Source organism: Microbacterium sp. MDV22-iso44 (assembly GCF_058629135.1).
The window spans coordinates 209,290-227,775 of the sequence record NZ_JBZVWS010000002.1; the positions used below are offsets into that span (position 1 = coordinate 209,290).

Consider the following 18,486-nt stretch of genomic DNA (forward strand, 5'->3'; position numbering starts at 1 on the left):
CGCGCGTTGCAGCGGGCATGCCCCCCACCCCCGTCGACGTCCTCGTCATCGGCGCGGGCCAGGCGGGGCTGAGCGCCGCGTACCACCTGCGCCGCCGCGGGTTCGTCCCGCTCCGCGACGCCGCCGCCGACGGCTCCCCCACCTTCCTCGTCGTCGACGCCGACGCCGATCCCGGTGGCGCCTGGCAGCACCGGTGGCCCACCCTCCTCATGGGGACGGTCAACGGCATCCACGAACTGCCGGGCTACGCTGTGCCGCCCGCCGATCCGGAGGCCCCCAGCCGCGAGGTGCTGCCCGCCTACTTCGCCGCCTACGAGGACCGGTACGACCTGCGGGTACGGCGGCCCGTCCGCGTCCGCGCCGTCCGACGCCCGGACGACGACCCGCACGGACCGCTGACGATCGAGGCGGAGGATGCCGGGGCGCCCGCCTCGTGGTCGGCGCGGTACGTCATCAACGCGACCGGCACGTGGCGGAAGCCCTTCTGGCCGACCTACCCCGGACAGGGATCGTTCGCAGGACGACAGCTGCACGTCCACGACTACCGTTCCGCCGAGGAGTTCCGCGGCCGACGGGTCGTCATCGTGGGCGCCGGGGTCTCGGCGATCCAGTTGCTCGACGAGATCTCGCGGGTGACCGACACCTTCTGGGTGTCGCGCACCGAGCCGCAGTGGGACGCGACGGGCTTCGACACGGCCGCCCGCATCCAGGCCATCGCGGGTGTCGAGGAGCGCGTGCGGCAAGGTCTCCCGCCGGGGAGCGTCGTGTCGGTCACCGGCGCCCACTGGTCGCCCTGGGCCCAGGCGGCGAAGGACCGCGGGGCTCTGGTGTGGCATCCGATGTTCACCGCTGTCGAACCGGACGGGGTTCGGATGCCGGACGGCACCCTCGAGCCCGCGGAGGTCATCCTGTGGGCCACCGGGTTCCGGGCCGACATCGCCCACCTCGCCCCGCTCGGGCTGCGCACCGCCGCCGGAGGCGTCCGGGTGCGCGACACCCGCGCGATCGACGAGCCGCGCCTCTTCCTCATCGGCTACGGCCCGTCGCAGTCGACGGTCGGCGCCAATCGGGCCGGACGCGAGGCCGTCCGCGCCATCTTCCGCGAGCGGGTGGCCGCGGGGGTCTGAGGTCAGACCCTCGCGGTCACGTCGCCCGCGTCGATCGCGGGGATCTGCTGCGTCCGGGTGTCGGGTTCGCCCGCGGCATCCGTGTTCTCGGGGCCGGCCGTCACGATGGGGATCGTTCCGGTGTGCACGGGGACGGAGGTGGCGGCGGTCGCATCGGGCACCGATGCCGACAGCAGCGTGCCGTCCTCGCGGAGCTGCTCGCCGATCTGCTTCAGCGTCGGGCGACCCGGGATGACGGGGCCCTGGCCCTGCAGCGGCACCGTGACCGTCTCGCCGCCCGCGACCGTGTAGCCGGCGCCGCGGACCGTGAACGAGACCCCCGGTCCGTCGCCCGCCGTGACGACCATCTCGTCGCGGCGGACGGTGATCTGCAGGCGGGTGCCGTGCCAGTGCAGCGTGTACGACAGCGACGGCCAATCCGCCGGCAGACGCGGGTCGAAGCTCAGCGCGCCGCGGTGGTCGCGCATCCCGCCGAACCCGGCGACGAGGGCCGTCCACACGCCGCCGGCTGAGGCCACGTGCACGCCGTCGGACGCGTTGCTGTGCAGGTCGCCGAGGTCGACGAAGGCGGATTCGCGGAAGTACTCCAGCGCGAGGTCCTGGTACCCCACCTCGGCGGCGAGGATCGCCTGGACGACCGCGGACAGCGTCGAATCCCCCGTCGTCAGTGCGTCGTAGTACTCGAAGTCGGCGAGCTTCTCGGCGGGGGTGAACTGGTTGCCCTGCAGGTACAGCGCGAGCACGACGTCGGCCTGCTTGAGCACCTGGTACCGGTAGATCACGAGCGGGTGGAAGTGCAGCAGCAGCGGGCGCTGCTCCTCGGGGGTGTTCTCGAGGTCCCACACCTCGCGCTCCAGGAAGACCGCGTCCTGCGGGTGGATGCCGAGGGCTTCGCTGTACGGGATGTGCATGGCCTCGCCGGCGCTCTGCCAGGCGGCCGGCTCCGCCTCGTCGAGGTCGAGCCGCTCCGCCATCGCCCGATAGGACTCGGGCTGGTCGATCGCCATCTCGCGGACGACCCTGGCCGCATACCGGAGGTTGTAGCGGGCCATGACGTTCGTGAACAGGTTGTCGTTGACGACGGTCGTGTACTCGTCGGGGCCCGTCACGCCGTGGATGTGGAAGCTCTCGGGGTCACCGGTCTCGGTGAACCGCCAGAAGCCGAGCGTCGCCCACAGACGCGCGGTCTCGACGAGGATGTCGACGCCCTCCCGGTAGAGGAAGTCGGTGTCGCCGGTGGCGCGGACGTACTTGCCGAGGGCGAAGGCGATGTCGGCGTTGATGTGGTACTGCGCGGTCCCGGCGGCGTAGTAGGCGGACGCCTCTTCGCCGTTGATGGTGCGCCAGGGGAACAGCGCTCCCGCCTCGTTCAGCTGGCCGGCGCGCTTCCGCGCAGCGGGGAGCATGAGGTACCGCATCCGCAACGCGTTCCGCGCCCAGAGCGGAGTCGTGTAGGCGAGGAAGGGCAGGACGTAGACCTCGGTGTCCCAGAAGTAGTGGCCGCTGTAGCCCGATCCCGTGACGCCCTTGGCGGGCACGCCGAGCGAGTCGGCGCGGGCGGCCGCCTGTGCGAGCTGGTACAGGCACCAGCGTGTCGCCTGCTGGAGGTCGTCGTGGCCCTCGATGACCACGTCCGAGCGCTCCCAGAACGCCGAGATCCAGGCCTCCTGGCGATCGAAGAGGTTCTGGATGCCCTCGTGCTCGACCCGGTCGAGGGTGCGACGGGCGCGCTCGACCAGTTCCCGCGCGGGGACGCCGCGGGACGTGTGGTACGCCACGGCCTTCGTGATCGTGACGGGCACCCCCTGGCGCGCCTGCACCCGGAAGACGTTCTTGGCGATGTCGGGCTCGACGAGGGAGCGGGACGAGAACTCGTTGTCGGTCTCGACGAGGTGGTCGGCGACGACGGCCACCGTCATGCCCGATTCGTTCACCTTGTAGGACAGCGCGGCGCGGTCGCCGTCCTGCCAGTAGTCCTCGGGCTGCAGCACGCGGTCCTGGAAGCCGTCGGCCTTGCGCGGGTCGAAGCCGGCCGAGGCCTGCTTTCCGAGTCCTCCACCGCCGTAGACGTCCTGACCGTCCTGCCGGTTGATCAGCTGGCAGCTGACGGTGACGGGCGCATCGGCGTTGAGGACGGTGACCGAGATCCGCATGACGGCGACGTGCCGCTCCTCGAACGAGACCAGCCGCTCGTAGTCGATCACGACGTCCTTGCCGCTCGGTGTCATCCATCGGATGTGGCGGGTGAGGACGCCCCGGCGCATGTCGAGGGCGCGCTCGTACTCCCGGAGGTCGGCGATGTCGAGCGAGAGGGGCTCGTCGTCGACGTAGACGCGCATGACCTTGCTGTCGGGCGCGTTGATGATCGTCTGACCGACCTCGGCGAACCCGAACGCGCGCTCGGCGTGGCGGATCGGGAAGACCTCGTGGAAGCCGTTGAGGAAGGTGCCGTGCTCGTGGGCGTGGCGGCCTTCGGGGTGGTTGCCGCGCAGACCCAGGTAGCCGTTCCCCTCGGCGAAGAGGGTCTCGGTGACGCCGGGGTCATCCAGCGAGAACGACGTCTCGACGAGACGCCACGGGTCCACGGGGAAGCGCTGACGATCGATCATGAAGGGTCCTTCTTCGGGTGGCAGGACGAGAAGCGGGGGGATGCCGGTGGCGCGGGCGCACCGGGGGCGGATCAGACGAAGACGGCGAGGTCGTCGACGACGACGTGAGCGCCGGCCTCGCGCAGGGCGGCTTCCCCAGCGCCGCGGTCGACACCCACCACGAGACCGTACCCGGCCGCGGCGGCCGAGCGCACGCCGGAGTGCGCGTCCTCGACGGCGGCGCTGTGCCGAGGGTCGACGCCGAGCATCTCGGCCGCGCGGGCGAAGACGTCGGGGGCGGGCTTGGAGTTCAAGTGCTCGGCCTCGGCGACGACGCCGTCCATGATGACCGGGAAGCGGTCGATGATGCCGGCGGCGGTGAGGACCTCGCGGGCGTTCTTCGAGCTGGAGACGACCGCGATCGGGACGCCGGCTGCCTGCAGCTTCTCGACGAGGGCGAGCGAGCCCGGGTAGGCGGCGATGCCGTCGGCGCGGAGGACCCGCTCGAAGACGACGTTCTTGCGGTTGCCGATCCCGCACACGGTGTCGGCGGACGGGTCGTCGGAGGGATCGCCCCAGGGGACCTCGACGTCGCGGGAGCGCAGCAGGCTCGCGACGCCGTCGTAGCGCTTCTTGCCGTCGAGGTGCTCGAAGTAGTCGCCCTCGGCGTAGGCCGGTTCGATGCCCCAGGCCGAGAACAGCTCGGTGAACATGCTCTCCCAGGCGTGCATGTGGACCTCGGCGGTCGGCGTGAGCACGCCGTCGAGGTCGAAGAGGACGCCGTCGAAACGGGTGAGGTCGGGGAGCTCGGCCATCGTCACGCCTCCAGCGTATCCGTCACGCCGTCGCGACCGTGTGGGCCTGGCGGGCGATCTCGAGTTCCTCGTCCGTCGGGACGACGAGGACGGTGACGGGCGAGTCGTCGGTCGAGATGACACGGATGCCGCGCTCGCGGGCGGCATTGCGCTCGGCATCCACTCGCACCCCGGCGAAGCCGAACGTCTCGAGAGCCGCCGCCCGCACCACGGCGGAGTTCTCGCCCACGCCCGCGGTGAACGAGATGACGTCGGCGCCGCCGAGCTGAGCCAGATACGCGCCGATGTACGCGCGGAGCCGGTGGATGTAGACGTCGAACGCGAGCGTGGCGTCGGCATCCCCCGCCTGCCGACGCGCGTCGATGTCGCGCATGTCCGAGGCGCCGGCGAGACCGAGGAGCCCGCTCCTCTTGTTCAGGAACGAGTCGAGCTCGCCCGGGGCCATGTCCTCGCGTCGGGCGAGGACGCCAAGGACGGAGGGGTCGATGTCGCCCGAACGGGTCCCCATCACGAGGCCCTCGAGCGGAGTGAGGCCCATGGACGTGTCGACGGATTCGCCCCCGCGGATGGCGGTCGCCGAGGCGCCGTTGCCCAGGTGGAGGACGATCTGCGACAGCTCCGTCACGGGACGGCCGAGGAAGGCGGCCGCGGCCTCGCTCACGAACTTGTGGCTCGTACCGTGGAAGCCGTACTTGCGGATGCGGTGCTTCTGCGCCATCTCGCGATCGATGGCGTAGGTGTACGCCGCCGCCGGCATCGTCTGGTGGAAGGCGGTGTCGAACACGGCCACGTGCGGGACGTCGGCGAAGGCCGCCCGCGCCGCGCGGATGCCCTGGAGCGCGCCCGGATTGTGGAGCGGCGCGAGGGCCGAGAGCTCGTCGATGTTGATCTCGACGAGCGGGGTGACGAGGGTCGGCTCGAAGAAGCGCGCACCGCCCTGGACGACGCGATGGCCGACGGCGACGGGCCGTGCCCGATCGAGCGACGGACCTTGAGCGCCGAAGGCCTCGAGCATGACCGCGAAGCCGGTCGTGTGATCCGGGATCGGGCGTTCGATGCGCGTCGTCGCCTTCGTCGCGGTGACGCCGGTCCCCTCCTCGGCGAAGAAGACGGTGTGCGTGGCGACGCCGGTCGCCTCGCCGATCCGCTCCACGAGCCCCGAGGCCAGCGCACGCTCGGTCTCGACGTCGACGAGCTGGTACTTGAACGACGACGAACCGCTGTTGATGACGAGGACGGGGGTCATGCGCGGGTCTCCGGGGCTGCGGCATCCGCCGCGTTCTGGGCTTGGATCGCGGTGATCGCGATGGTGTTGACGATGTCTTCGACGAGCGCTCCGCGGGAGAGGTCGTTGATGGGCTTGTTGAGGCCCTGCAGGACCGGGCCCATCGCGACCGCGCCGGCCGAGCGCTGCACGGCCTTGTACGTGTTGTTGCCGGTGTTGAGATCGGGGAACACGAACACGGTCGCCCGGCCGGCGACATCCGAACCCGGCATCTTCGTCGCGGCGACCGCGGCGTCAGTGGCCGCGTCGTACTGGATGGGGCCTTCGACGAGCAGCTTCGGGGCGCGCTCGCGCACGAGCGCGGTGGCCTCGCGGACCTTCTCGACGTCGGCGCCCGAGCCGGACTCCCCCGTCGAGTAGGACAGCATCGCGACCCGCGGCGAGATCCCGAACTGGTCCGCCGTCGCGGCCGACGAGACGGCGATGTCGGCGAGCTGCGGGGCGGTCGGATCGGGGATCACGGCGCAATCGCCGTAGACGAGGACGCGGTCGGCGAGCGCCATGAGGAACACGCTCGAAACCACGTCGACGCCCGGCTTCGTCTTGATGATCTCGAACGCGGGACGGATCGTGTGCGCCGTCGTGTGCGCGGCGCCCGAGACCATGCCGTCGGCGAGCCCCAGGTGCACCATCAGCGTGCCGAAGTAGGAGACGTCCGTGACGGTGTCGGCGGCCTGGCGGAACGTGATGCCCTTGTGCGCGCGGAGGCGCTCGTACTCCCGGGCGAACTTGTCGACGTGGACGGCGTCGAACGGGCTGAGGACCTCGGCGGCCTGGATGTCGAGACCCAGCTCGAGCGCGCGGGAGCGCACCTCGATCGGCTCGCCGAGGATCGTGATGTCGGCGATGCCGCGGGCGAGGGCCGTCGCCGCGGCGCGGAGGATGCGGTCGTCGCTCCCCTCGGGCAGCACGATGCGCCGGCGCTCGCTGCGCGCACGCTCGATGAGGCCGTACTGGAACATGAGGGGCGTGACGACGCTCGAGCTCGCGAGCCCGATGCGACGCAGCAGATCATCGGTGTCGACGTGCGTGTCGAAGAGCGCCAGCGCCGTGTCGTAGCGGCGCTGCGAGTGCGCCGCCAGCCGACCGCGCGCGCTCATGATGCCGCGGACGGTCTCGTACGTACCCTGATCGGTCGCGAGGATCGGGAGGTTCGAGTCGAGCCCGTCGATCAGCCGCTCGACGTGTTCGGGGAGCTCGAACGGACCGTAGAGGACGATGCCCGACAGTGATGGGAAGGTCCCGGACGCATTCGCCAACAGTGCCGCGAGGAGCACTTCGGTGCGGTCGGCGGCGACGGCGAGGATCGCCGCCTCTTCGAGCCGCGGCAGGACGTTGTTGAGCGACATCCCCGCCACGACGACGTGCAGCACTTCGCGGTCGAGAAGGGTCTCGTCGCCCTTGACCAGGCTCGCCCCGAGCGAACGGGCGACGTCGCCCACGGACGGAGCCACGAGGTAGGCATCCTCCGGGATCGCCCAGACGCCGATGTCGCCCGCCGCAGCGGGGACCTCCCGGACGGCCGCGACGATGTCGTCGAGGCGCTCCGGGTCGGCCCGGTTGACGACGACCGCGAAGATCCCCGCGCGCTCGTGCTTGAGCTCCGCCAGGGCGAGGGTGGCGAGGTTCCCCACCTGCTCGGGCGACAGACCCCCGGCATCCGGCGAACGCTCCCCGTCGGCGGGCTGACCGGCCAGTACGACGAGCACCGGAGCGCCGAGGTTCGCGGCGATCCGGGCGTTGTACCCGAGCTCGGCGGGACTGCCCACGTCGGTGTAGTCGCTGCCGACGATGACGACGGCGTCGCACTGCGCCTCGACAGCCTTGTAGCGCTCCACGATGCGGCCGAGAGCGGCATCCGGATCGGCGCGGACCTCGTCGTAGGTGGCGCCGATGCACTCGTCGTAGCCGAGGTCGACACCGTCGTGGTCGAGGAGCATCTCGAGCACGTAGTCGCGTTCCTCGGTCGAGCGGGCGATCGCTCGGAAGACCCCGACGCGTGGCGACCGACGGCTCAGGGTGTCGAGGACACCCAGGGCGATCGTCGACTTGCCGGAGTGACCTTCGGCGGAGGTGATGTAGATGCTCTGAGCCACGCATCCAGCCTAGGCTCGCGGGTCGATGACCGGGCTGGGAGCCGAGACTGCGGTCGAAGCGGGTACCCCCGCAAAAATAAGACTCTCCGCGAACCCGGCAGAGCCCGGTTACCCTTGCTACGTTTCCGTCCTGGGGGAGTTGGCCTGGGTGCCGTCTCGCGGAGAGCTGCTGCAAGTCTACCCGACGTCGGGCGCCCGCCTACGACGGCCGGGTTAGCATCGGTCCGGGCGCGCTGCTGCGCCGACCGCGTGAGGGGGACGGATGACCGACGACCAGACGACCATGACGGCGCCGGGGGGCGGGACCGCGACGCGGTCCACCAGCCGGGTCGATGCGACCGTGTTCGCCGAGACGACGACCGCACTCGTCGAGTCGGTGTCGAAGGTCATCGACGGCAAGCCGCACGCCGTGCGCGCCGCTCTGGTCTGCCTGCTGGCCGAAGGTCATCTGCTGATCGAGGACGTCCCCGGCGTCGGCAAGACGATGCTCGCCCGCGCGCTGGGCTCCTCGATCCGGGCGACCGTGCGCCGCATCCAGTTCACTCCCGACCTGCTGCCGAGCGACGTGACCGGCGTGAGCGTCTACGACCAGTCCGAGGGACGCTTCGACTTCAAGCCCGGGGCGATCTTCGCCCACATCGTGATCGCCGACGAGATCAACCGCTCCTCCCCCAAGACGCAGTCCGCACTGCTCGAGGCGATGGAGGAGCGCCAGGTGACCGTCGACGGCACGAGCCGAGGTCTGCCGGATCCGTTCCTCGTCGTCGCGACCCAGAATCCTCTCGAGATGGAGGGAACCTACGCGCTCCCCGAAGCGCAGCGCGACCGGTTCATGATGCGCATCTCGATGGGGTACCCGGATGCCGCGAACGAAGCGCTCATGCTGCGCCAGCGCGACAGCGCGAACCCCCTCGACGCGATCCGTCCGGTGATCACCGCCGAGAGCGTCGCCTCGCTCATCTCCTGGGCACGGACGGTCCACGTCTCGCCCGCCGTCGAGGAGTACGCCGTCGCGCTGTCGCGGGCGACGCGCGAGCACTCGGACCTGCGACTGGGCGCGAGCCCCCGCGCGACGCTGCAGCTCATCCGCGCCGCGAAGGTGTGGGCCGCGCTCGAAGGACGCGAGTACGTCATCCCCGACGATCTCGTGGCGCTGATCGAGCCCGTCTTCGCCCACCGGCTGATTGCGGCTCGGGGCGGGGCGGTGTCCCGCGGACGGGGCGGGGCAGACCTCGTCGCCGCCGCACTCGAGCAGGTCGTGGGCTCGGTGCGCGTCCCCGTCGCCGCGCGCTGACCGGTCGCCCGTCATGACGCGATGGCCGCTGACCCCTCGCGGCACGGGAGCGGTCCTCCTGGGCCTCGCCTCCTTCGTGCTGGCGCCGATCGTCGGCGTGCCGGCGCTCGTGTTCTTCGGCGTCCTCCTCGTGGCTGTCGTGGCGCTGTCCTTCGCCTCGCTGTGGCTCGGTCACCGGGCCGACGGCGTGCATCGCTCCTTCGCCCCGGACGTGGCCGCCGTGGGCGGCGAGGTGGACGTCCGGGTCCGGGTCGATTCGCGCTCCATGCTGCCGACGGTCGTGGGAACCTGGCACGACAGGCTGCCCCGGGGTGTCGAAGGCGAGCCGACCGGCGTCTATCCGGCGCTCCGCTCGGGGCTCGCCGCGGGCAGCCACCGCGTGGACATCGCCTACCGTGTGCATGCGCGGCGGCGGGGGGTGCGCCCGATCGGTCCGCTCGTGGTCGAGACCACCGATCCCTTCGGTCTGACGCGCCGGCTGCAGCAACTCGGCGGGAGCGTGCCCCTCACGGTGACCCCTGCCTTCATCCCGCTCGAGGTCCTCGACGATCTCCCCGGCGCCGCCGGCGGCACGATGCAGTCCACCACCGACCGGCTCGGGCAGGGTGCCGACAACCTCATCCCCCGCGCGTACGCTCCGGGCGACTCGATGCGCCGCATCCACTGGCGCGCCAGCGCGCATCGCGGTGAGCTCATGGTCCGGCAGGAGGAGCGCGAGTCCAATCCCGAGGCCGTCATCGTGTTCGATCGGACCGCCGCCCGGTGGACCAGCGAGGCCCTGCGCTCCCCGGGCGAGGATCCCGGCTTCGAGGCGGCGGTCTCGACGGTGGTCTCGGCGGCGGCGCGATTCGTTCGCGAGGGATACAGCGTCGCGGTCATCGACGTGGACGGCGCCGAACTCGTCCCGGGGCTCGAGGGGGGCGACACCACGGCGCTCGAGGCGATGACGACGGCTTTCGCGACCCTCACGGCTCGGCGCGACGGCTCGCTCCGGGATCTCGCGCCGCTGTTCGCGGGATCCACGCTCGGCCCGGTGGTCGTCGTGACCGGTGAGGTGGACGTGACGGATGCCGCCTCCCTCGCTCCCGTCGTGACGCACAGCAGCATGCCCGTCCTGTTCGTCGAGGGCAGCGCGGATGCCGCGCTGCGGACGGCGCGGGAGGCCGGATGGCGCGTGCACCGCCTCGAACCCGAGGACGAGCTCGACTCGCTGTGGCCGGGCGGGGTCGGCACGGAGGGGATGCGCGCTCATGCCGGCTGAACCGCAGGGCGCCGCGCGCCCCCGCTACGACGGGCCGTCGACCGTCGCGCTCCTCCTCGGTCTCGTGGCCGCCCTCGTCCCGCTGTTCAGCGTGATCGCCGGCGGCGCGTGGGCTGCACTCGCCTTCGTCCTCGCCGGTCTGCTGCTCGGCGCCGGGTACCTGCTGCGCCGGCTCCGGCTCGGTGCGCTCGTCGTGACCCCGTCCCTCCTGGCGATCTGGATCGCGACGATGACGGCCGTGTTCTTCTCGGATGTCGCCTGGTTGTTCGTCATCCCCTCGGGTGAGGCGTTCGCCCGGGTGCCGCGACTGGTCGAGATCGCGAGCTCGGACATCGCCGTCGGCGTCGCGCCGCTCGAGGCTTCGGCCTCCCTCACGTTCCTCATCGTCGGCGCCGTCGGCTTGCTCGCGGTCGCCCTCGACCACGTCGTCCTGACGGCGCGGATGCCGCTGCTCGCCGGTGTCGCCCTGATCGCCGTCTGGCTGATCCCGACGCTCGCCGTCCCGCAGGTGATGGACCTGTGGGCCTTCGCGTTCCTCGCGGTCGTCCTGCTGTGGCTGCTGCGCGCAGAGACCCGCGCCCGACACCGCGCGCGGTCCGCCGACGCCCCGCGCGGCGGTGTCGGCGCCGTCGCGGCCGTGATCGCGGCATCCGCTATCGTCATCGCCGTGATCGCCGCGCCGGCGCTGCCGACGCCGGCCGCCCCCAGTGGCGGGTTCGGCGGGGGCACATCGATCGACGCGTCGCTGAACCTCGGCGACGACCTGCGCCGACCCGCGGAGATTCCCGTGGTCCGGCAGTGGAGCGCCGCGGCGGCCCCGGCCTACCTGCGCGTCGCGACCCTCACCGAGCTGGAGGGAGACTCGTGGCAACCCGACCGCAACCGCTCGGTGCCGATCGATGAGTGGGCGCCCGAGGACTCCGCCGCGGACGGCATCGAGATCGTGGAGGACCGGCGCACGGTCGAGGTCCTCGACCTCTCCTCTGCGCAGCTGCCCGTCCCCGCGGACGCGGTCTTCTTCGACGGGGTGACCGGGAGCTGGCGGATCACCGCTGCGAACGGAACGGTCGCCTCGCCCACCTCCGCCGCACGCGGCCAGACGTTCGAGGTCGTGAGCCGGACGCCGCGGCCCACCCTCGAGCAGGCGCGCGCGGCCGAGGCCCGCGGCGGCCCCCGCGAAGCGGTGGAGCTCCCGGCCGACACCCCGTCGCAGATCGCCGATCTGGCGACGGAGGTGACGGCCGACTCCTCGAACGACTACGACCGTCTGCTCGCCCTGCAGTCGTGGTTCCGCGGGCCGAGTTTCGACTACTCGCTCTCGGCTCCGGTCGAGGAGGGCTTCGACGGCTCCGGCGTCGAAGCCGTCGAGCGATTCCTGCAGGTGCGGTCGGGGTACTGCGTCCATTTCGCGTCGGCATTCGCGATCATGGCGCGGACCCTCGACATGCCCTCCCGCGTCGTCGTGGGATTCCTCCCAGGCCTCCCGACCGGCGACGTCGAGGGCGACGATCGCGTCTATCAGGCCACGACCGCCCAACTGCACGCCTGGCCCGAGGTCTTCTTCGCGGGCATCGGCTGGGTCGCCTTCGAACCCACCAAGAGCCTCGGCGCCGCACAGAGATTCGCCTCGGAGGACGACGGCTCGAACGAGCCCGAGCCCGAGCCGTCGGCGACCGCCACGCCGCAGCCGACCTCGACCGCGTCGGCGGCACCGCGACCCGACGAGGACCCCACCGCGGGCGCCACGCCCACGACGACCTTCTCCGTCGTCACCGTGCTGCCGGTCCTGGGGATCGTGGCCGGCGTCATCCTCCTGCTCTCCCTTCCCGGTCTCGCCGGCGCGGTCGTCTCCCGCCGACGCCGGTCGCAGGCGCGACGCGGCAGCGCCGCTGCGGCGTGGCGTCTCGTGCAGGACACGGCGCTCGACCTCGGCATCCCGGTGCCCGAATCGGAGTCGCCGCGGGCGTTCGGCGAGCGGCTCCAGGCCGACCACGGCGGTCCGCCGGTCGCGCTGGATCGGCTCGTGGGCGCCGTCGAGCGCTCGAGCTACGCGCAGCCCGGTTCGTTCGGCGACGCCGACGGTGACGAGCTCGTGACGGATGCCGCCGCGATCCGCGCCGGGCTGTTCGCCGCCGTGTCGGTGCCACGTCGCCTTGCGGCGCGTCTGCTGCCGCGCTCGCTCGTCGTCCACCCGGGGTCGACCTTCGCCGAGGCGATGCCGCTGCAGCGCTGAGGACCCGGCCGCTCCGGGAACGACGAAGCCCCGCACCATCAGGTGCGGGGCTTCGTTCCGGCGGAAGCGACAGGATTTGAACCTGCGAGACGAGTTACCCCGCCTACATGGATTCCAGCCATGCTCCTTCGGCCGCTCGGACACGCTTCCAACGGGAGAGCCTACCACGCAGGCTCCGCCCGCCCTGTCGAGGGTCGCGCTCCGGCATCCGTCCCGCTGCCGTCAGTTGAGGGCTCGGGTGCTGTCCGGGATCACGCCGTCCCGGTACAGATCGGCGGCGAGATCCTGGTACGCCGTCAACGCGACGCGCTGGGTGAGCGGGCCGTAGGAGATGCGGGCGACGCCGAGCTTCTCGTATTCGGCCGCGCGGAGGGCGCCGGGCAGTCCGATCACGCTGACCCGGCCGATGCCCTCGACCAGGCGGGCCGTGGTGTCGGCGTCGAGCGCTCCGGGCACGAAGACGACGTCGGCGCCCGCGTCGAGGAACGCGCGACCGCGCGCGATGGCATCGGCGATCGACTCCTCGAGCGGGCGGTCCCCTGCTCTGGCGATGGCGTCGGTGCGGGCGTTGAGCGCGAACGGGACACCCTCGGACTCGGCTGCCGCGACGGCGCCGGCGACCCGCGCGACGGCCTCGTCGAAGGGCCGGAGACGGTCTTCCATGTTGGCGCCGACGATGCCGACGCCGATCGCCCGGCGGATCGTGTCGCCGGTGTCCTCATACCCGTCGTCGAGGTCGGCCGACACGGGGACGTCGCCGGCGGCCTCGACGATCCGGCCCACCATGTCGAGCGTCGTCTCGAGGGGGATCGTGCCGTCGTCGTAGCCGAAGGATGCCGCGATCGAGTGGCCCGCGGTCGCGATCGCTCGTGTCTCGGGCAGAGCGAGCACGGCCTTCGCCGAGATGACGTCCCACACGTTGATGACGCGGAGGATCTCGGGGGCGGCGTGCAGGTCGCGAAGGCGGCGAGCGCGGCCTTCGAGGGAGAGAGTGGTCATGTTCCCACCGTGCCACGACGGCCCGGTGGAATGCACCACCGGGCCGTCGCGAGCAGTCGGACGCGCCGACCGCTCAGCCCACGTCGCCTCTCCAGGCACCGGTTTCAGCGCCGCGGGATTCGATGAATTCCTTGAACTTCTGCAGGTCCTTCTTGACCGCGTGGTCGTCGACGCCGATGGCGGCGCCGACGGTCTCGACGAAGCCCTCGGGCTTCCAGTCGAGCTGCACCGTGACGCGCGTCTCCGTGTCGCTCAGGCGGTGGAAGGTCACGACGCCGGCGTGATCCTCGTCGACGCTCTTCCACGCGACGCGCTCATCCGGATGCTGCTCCGTGATGTGCGCGGTGAACTCACGCTCCACGCCGCCGATCTTCACATTCCAGCGGTTCGTCGTGTCGTCGATCTGCGTGATCGACTGGACGTAGCTGAGGAAGTGGGGGAAGGACTCGAACTGGGTCCACTGGTTGTACGCGGTCGACACCGGCACACTGACATCGACCGTTTCGATGATGCTGGCCACGGTTCTCCTCTCGTCGCGATGTGCCGTCCATGATCGGCGGCGTTCCGGATGCCGCCCCAGGGGCTTGCGCCGGTGGCGTCCGATTCGATAGACGGCCCGAGTAGGCTCGACGACGACTCCCGCCACGTCGACGCAAGGAGCTCCCGTGCGCACTCCCGTCCTGCCCCTGTCCATCGCGGCCGTGGCGGCGGTCCTCGCCCTGACGGGATGCACCGGGCCCGCCGAACCGGGCCCCACCGATCCGCCGTCGACGGCGACGACCACCCCGACGGAACCCGGCACGCCCTCGTCGACCCCCACGGCGGCTGCGCCGGTCGTCGAGAAGCCGGTCGAATGCGAGACCCTCGATCTCACCGCGACCACCGTCACCGGCGGAGACCTCGGCCCCTGCATCCAAGCGGTCCTCGTCCGCTACGACAGCGGCACGCTGACGATCTCGGGCGAAGAACTGGCCGGGAAGATCGTCTACCACTACGACCCGATGTTCGAGTTCCGGGGCGAGCTGGAGACCGGTGCCGGCCCGGCATCCATCAGCTTCGTCGACGGCGCGATGCTCCTCGACGACGGGGACGGACCGGTCGTCGCCGACGTGGACTCGGCGGATGCGTCGCAGCAGGAGGCCGGGTCGACGGCGGAGATCTACCGCGTATTCTCCGACCCCGGCTTCATGGGCGATCTGATCGGCGCCGGCGAGACGTGGCAGGTCTCCCCCGAGCCCGAGGACGTCGAGACGCCCGACGGCACCGTCGAGGCCTACCGGCTCGTGAGCGCGGCACCGTACACGTGGTACGACATCCCGGTCGAGTCCTACACCCTCTGGATCACGACCGAAGGACTGCCCGTGGCCGCCGAATCCACCACAGGGTTCCTCGGACGCACCGCGACGATCACGCAGAAGCTGTCAGGGCTGGGCGACCCGGTGACGATCTCGCCGCTGTCCTGACCCGTCAGCGCCGCGCGAGCGCGGCGAGCGCGTCGCCGGCCATCCGCTGCGTCGTCCACTCCTCCATGCCCTCGGCACCGATCGAGCGATAGAAGCCGACGGCCGGCGCGTTCCAGTCGAGCACCGTCCATTCGAGCCGCGGGTAGCCGCGCTCGAGGGCGACGGCCGCCAGCGAACCCAGGAGCGCCGTGCCGTACCCGCGCCCGCGATCGGTCTCGTCGACGAACAGGTCCTCGAGCCAGATCCCGTGGCGTCCCGTCCAGGTCGAGAAGGTGAGGAACCACACCGCGATCGCCCGGATGCCGCCGTCCCGCTCGATCACGTGGGCGAACACCTTCGGGTCGTCGCCGAACAGCGCGGCGGTGAGGTCGCCGACCGTCGTGCGGACGGCATCCGGCTCCCGCTCATAGGCCGCGAGGGCGTGGATCGCGGCCAGGATGCCGGCCTCGTCGCCGGGCCGCGCGACGCGCAGCACAGCGCCGTCTTCGAGGGTGCGGGCGGCCAGAGGTGAGGGCGAGGACATGCCACGAATGTAGCGGGCCCGGCAGGGGATCGCCGGTCGCCGCGGGGCGCGCTACGCTCGATCAACCGCCCCTCGGAGCAAAGCAGGTTCACCCATGGCCAGACGCGGCGCAAATCAACCCAGCGTCGGTGGTTACAACGAAGCGGTCGTGCTGGACCAGATCCGTCGTTCGCACGGCCACAGCCGTGTCGAGCTGGCCGACACCACCGGCCTGTCCGCGCAGACCGTCTCGAACATCGTGCAGCGACTCCTCGACGCGGGGATCGTGGAAGAGGCGGGGCGCACCAGCTCCGGCCGGGGCAAGCCGCGCACGACCCTGCGCCTGGTCGGCAGCAGCCGCTACGCGATCGGCGTGCACCTCGATCCCGGTCTCATCACCGTCGTCGTCCTCGGCATCGACGGCGACGTCGTCAGCCGCCACGCGCGAGCGACCCCGACGGCGCAGGACCCCTCCGACACCGTCGACGTGCTCATCCAGGACATCGAGATGGTCCTCACCGAATCGGGCATCGACCGCACTCGCATCGTCGGCCTCGGCATCGCCGCCCCCGGTCCCATCGACGTGCACCGCGGCATCGTGCTGGATCCGCCCAACCTGGCGGGGTGGCACCGCGTGCCCCTGCGCGACGCGATCGCCGAGGCGACGGGCCTTCCCGTCGTGCTCGAGAAGGACGTCACCGCCGCCGCGGTGGCCGAGAAGTGGACGGACGAGGCCGACGGCGCGCAGAACTTCGCGTTCCTCTACCTCGGCACCGGTCTCGGCGTCGGCCTCGTCATCGGCGACGAGGTCGTCCGCGGCGGGTCGGGCAACGCGGGCGAGATCGGCCACATCGTCGTCGACCCGGACGGCCTTCCGTGCGCGTGCGGACTGCGCGGCTGCATCGCCGTCAGCTGCGCACCGCTTCCCCTGATCGAAGAGGCCGAGCGACGCGGAGTCATCCCCGCCGAGCGCCCCGACGACCACCCGACCGGGGTGGACGCCGCGATGACCCGACTCGTGGCGCTGGCAGAGGCGGGCGACCAGGGTGCCGACGAGCTCTTGCGCCGGTGCAGCGAGCATGTGGCGCGGGCATTGGCCGTGGTGTCGAACCTGCTCGACGTCGACCGGATCGTGATGGGCGGACCGCTCTGGGACCGCGTCGGCCAGATGTTCACCGACACGATCCCGGCCCGGCTCGACGAGCTGCGTGCGGCCCGGGGCGTGCACCCCGTGACGGTGTCCGGAACCGTCCTGGGATCGGACGTCGGAGCGATCGGAGCGGCCTGCCTGATCCTCGACGAGGCGCTCACCCCGCGGACGACGTCGCTGCTGGTTCCGTCGGCGTGATCCCAATCACGTCACGGTCTCCGGTGCGCCTTGACTCACGTAATTCCACCCATTTGACTTACGGGGTCCGGACATCGGGTACGGGCGTCATGGTCAGCAAGGGGGCCCCGTGAGAATTCGCACCGCCATCACGTCCATCGCTGCGGCAGCCGCTGCCGTCCTCGTTCTCGGGGGGTGTTCCGCGGATCCCGGCGGATCCGAGGGCGACACCGTGACGGTCGTGTACGTGAAGACGAACGCGTTCACCGCGATGGACACCCTCATGAAGACGGCGAAGAAGGAGTTCGAGGCATCCCACGACGGGATCACCGTCGACCTCGAGCCGATCACCGCGAGCGACGACGACTACAAGACACGTCTGCAGCTCTCGCTCGCCTCCCCCGACACGGCACCGGATGTGTTCTACGAGGACTCCTTCTCGGTCCGCAGCGACATCGAAGCGGGCTACCTGCTGGACCTCGACGACAAGGTCGGCGCGTGGAAGGACTGGGAGCAGTTCGACGAGAACGCCCGCACTGCCGGCGAGGGCGCCGACGGCAAGGTCTACGCGCTGCCCCTGGGCACCGACACCCGCGTGATCTGGTACAACAAGGACGTCCTCTCGAAGGCCGGCATCGCGTTGCCATGGCAGCCCGAGAGCTGGGACGACATCCTCGCCGCCGCGGCGCAGATCAAGAAGAGCCAGCCCGACGCGGTGCCCTTCAACATGTACGCCGGAACCGGCACGGGCGAAGGCACCGTCATGCAGAGCTTCTACGAGCTGCTCTACGGCACTGGCGACGGGACCGGCCTCTACGATGACGAGTCCGGCAAGTGGGTCGTCGGCTCGCAGGGCTTCGTCGACTCGCTGACCTTCCTGCAGACCCTCTACGACGAGGGCTACGCCGTCAGCCCCGACAAGGCGCTCGACCCCAACGTGTGGCAGTCGGTCTTCGGAGACATGTTCCCTAAGGCGACCCTCGGCGCGACGGTCGAAGGCTCGTACACGCCGTCGTTCTGGGCGGAGGGCGGCGACTTCGCGTGGCCCGAATACGCCGACAAGATGGGCGTCGCGCTGTTCCCGACACAGGACGGTCAGGAGCCGGGAGGCGTGAGCATGTCGGGCGGGTGGACGCTCGCGGCCTCGGCCCAGACCGACGTCCCCGACCTCGCGTTCGAGTTCATGACGACGGTCGTCAACAAGAAGAACGCGCTCTGGTACGCCGTCAACAACTCCCAGATCGCCGTCCGAAAGGACGTTGCCGCGGACCCGGAGTACCTCGAGGCGAATCCGTTCGTGAAGGCGGTGACGGATGCCGTCTCGGTCACCCACTTCCGCCCCGCCAACAGCGACTACCCGCAGATCTCCGTCGCGGCCCAGGAGGCCACGGAAGCCGTCATCACCGGGCAGCAGTCCCCCGCCGAGGCGGCCGCCGCCTACGACGACGCCGTCCGCAAGATCGCCGGCGACGACGGAGTCGTCACCGGGTGAGCGT

14 protein-coding genes, 1 tRNA gene and 1 other RNA gene are annotated in these 18,486 nt (G+C 71.1%); 7 read left to right on the forward strand and 9 right to left on the reverse strand.

Annotation, left to right across the window (positions count from 1 at the left end; genetic code table 11):
• Nucleotides 1-17: 17 nt before the first annotated feature.
• Nucleotides 18-1,127 carry an NAD(P)-binding domain-containing protein gene (locus AC4NN1_RS07775; RefSeq protein WP_491954965.1) on the forward strand — a complete coding sequence of 370 codons (1,110 nt, stop codon included), beginning with the start codon at nt 18-20 and terminating at the stop codon, nt 1,125-1,127.
• 2 nt (nt 1,128-1,129) lie between these two features.
• Here AC4NN1_RS07775 and AC4NN1_RS07780 read toward each other — a convergent pair whose 3' ends face one another.
• The 5 genes from AC4NN1_RS07780 to ffs form a co-directional block, all read right to left on the reverse strand.
• Nucleotides 1,130-3,736, reverse strand: coding sequence for a glycoside hydrolase family 65 protein (locus tag AC4NN1_RS07780; protein ID WP_491954966.1), 2,607 nt, complete (start codon nt 3,734-3,736; stop codon nt 1,130-1,132).
• 71 nt (nt 3,737-3,807) lie between these two features.
• Complete coding sequence (locus tag AC4NN1_RS07785; protein ID WP_491955208.1) at nt 3,808-4,530, reverse strand: HAD family hydrolase; 723 nt, start codon at nt 4,528-4,530, stop codon at nt 3,808-3,810.
• A 22-nt stretch (nt 4,531-4,552) separates the two neighbouring features.
• Nucleotides 4,553-5,776, reverse strand: a complete 1,224-nt coding sequence (locus AC4NN1_RS07790; protein ID WP_491954967.1) for an acetate/propionate family kinase — start codon at nt 5,774-5,776, stop codon at nt 4,553-4,555.
• Nucleotides 5,773-7,911 carry a phosphate acetyltransferase gene (gene pta / locus AC4NN1_RS07795; protein WP_116228292.1) on the reverse strand — a complete coding sequence of 713 codons (2,139 nt, stop codon included), beginning with the start codon at nt 7,909-7,911 and terminating at the stop codon, nt 5,773-5,775. Before pta ends, AC4NN1_RS07790 begins: the two co-directional genes overlap by 4 nt.
• 74 nt (nt 7,912-7,985) lie before the next feature.
• Nucleotides 7,986-8,082, reverse strand: an RNA gene (gene ffs, locus AC4NN1_RS07800) — signal recognition particle sRNA small type.
• A 91-nt stretch (nt 8,083-8,173) separates the two neighbouring features.
• Here ffs and AC4NN1_RS07805 point away from each other — a divergent pair.
• Genes AC4NN1_RS07805 through AC4NN1_RS07815 form a run of 3 tightly spaced genes read left to right on the forward strand, consistent with a single transcriptional unit; the run spans nt 8,174 to nt 12,699 of the window.
• Nucleotides 8,174-9,205, forward strand: a complete 1,032-nt coding sequence (locus AC4NN1_RS07805; RefSeq protein WP_311859263.1) for an AAA family ATPase — start codon at nt 8,174-8,176, stop codon at nt 9,203-9,205.
• Nucleotides 9,206-9,218: 13 nt separating this feature from the next.
• A complete protein-coding gene (locus tag AC4NN1_RS07810) occupies nt 9,219-10,466 on the forward strand; it encodes a DUF58 domain-containing protein (RefSeq protein WP_491954968.1) in 1,248 nt (415 codons plus the stop codon).
• Nucleotides 10,456-12,699 (forward strand): transglutaminase TgpA family protein, encoded by a 2,244-nt coding sequence (locus tag AC4NN1_RS07815; protein WP_491954969.1) that lies wholly within the window; start codon nt 10,456-10,458, stop codon nt 12,697-12,699. Before AC4NN1_RS07810 ends, AC4NN1_RS07815 begins: the two co-directional genes overlap by 11 nt.
• Before the next feature lie 61 nt (nt 12,700-12,760).
• On the opposite strand, the gene AC4NN1_RS07820 is transcribed toward AC4NN1_RS07815, so the two are convergent.
• From AC4NN1_RS07820 to AC4NN1_RS07830, 3 genes are all read right to left on the reverse strand, one after another.
• Nucleotides 12,761-12,849: transfer RNA gene (locus AC4NN1_RS07820), tRNA-Ser, on the reverse strand.
• Between the two features lie 72 nt (nt 12,850-12,921).
• Nucleotides 12,922-13,698 carry an isocitrate lyase/PEP mutase family protein gene (locus tag AC4NN1_RS07825; protein WP_020098171.1) on the reverse strand — a complete coding sequence of 259 codons (777 nt, stop codon included), beginning with the start codon at nt 13,696-13,698 and terminating at the stop codon, nt 12,922-12,924.
• Nucleotides 13,699-13,771: 73 nt separating this feature from the next.
• On the reverse strand, nt 13,772-14,218 hold the full coding sequence (locus tag AC4NN1_RS07830; RefSeq protein ID WP_020098170.1) for an SRPBCC family protein: 447 nt from the start codon (nt 14,216-14,218) through the stop codon (nt 13,772-13,774).
• Between the two features lie 145 nt (nt 14,219-14,363).
• Between AC4NN1_RS07830 and AC4NN1_RS07835 the strand changes: the two genes are divergently transcribed.
• Entirely contained in the window at nt 14,364-15,161 is a 798-nt protein-coding gene (locus tag AC4NN1_RS07835) for a hypothetical protein (RefSeq protein WP_491954970.1), read from the forward strand.
• A gap of 4 nt (nt 15,162-15,165) precedes the next feature.
• On the opposite strand, the gene AC4NN1_RS07840 is transcribed toward AC4NN1_RS07835, so the two are convergent.
• Entirely contained in the window at nt 15,166-15,684 is a 519-nt protein-coding gene (locus tag AC4NN1_RS07840) for a GNAT family N-acetyltransferase (protein ID WP_256335364.1), read from the reverse strand.
• A gap of 148 nt (nt 15,685-15,832) precedes the next feature.
• Here AC4NN1_RS07840 and AC4NN1_RS07845 point away from each other — a divergent pair, with 148 nt between their 5' ends.
• Nucleotides 15,833-17,011 carry an ROK family transcriptional regulator gene (locus AC4NN1_RS07845; RefSeq protein ID WP_020098167.1) on the forward strand — a complete coding sequence of 393 codons (1,179 nt, stop codon included), beginning with the start codon at nt 15,833-15,835 and terminating at the stop codon, nt 17,009-17,011.
• Between the two features lie 109 nt (nt 17,012-17,120).
• Nucleotides 17,121-18,482: an extracellular solute-binding protein gene (locus AC4NN1_RS07850; RefSeq protein ID WP_116228287.1), complete on the forward strand. Its 1,362-nt coding sequence runs from the start codon at nt 17,121-17,123 to the stop codon at nt 18,480-18,482.
• Nucleotides 18,483-18,486: the final 4 nt, after the last annotated feature.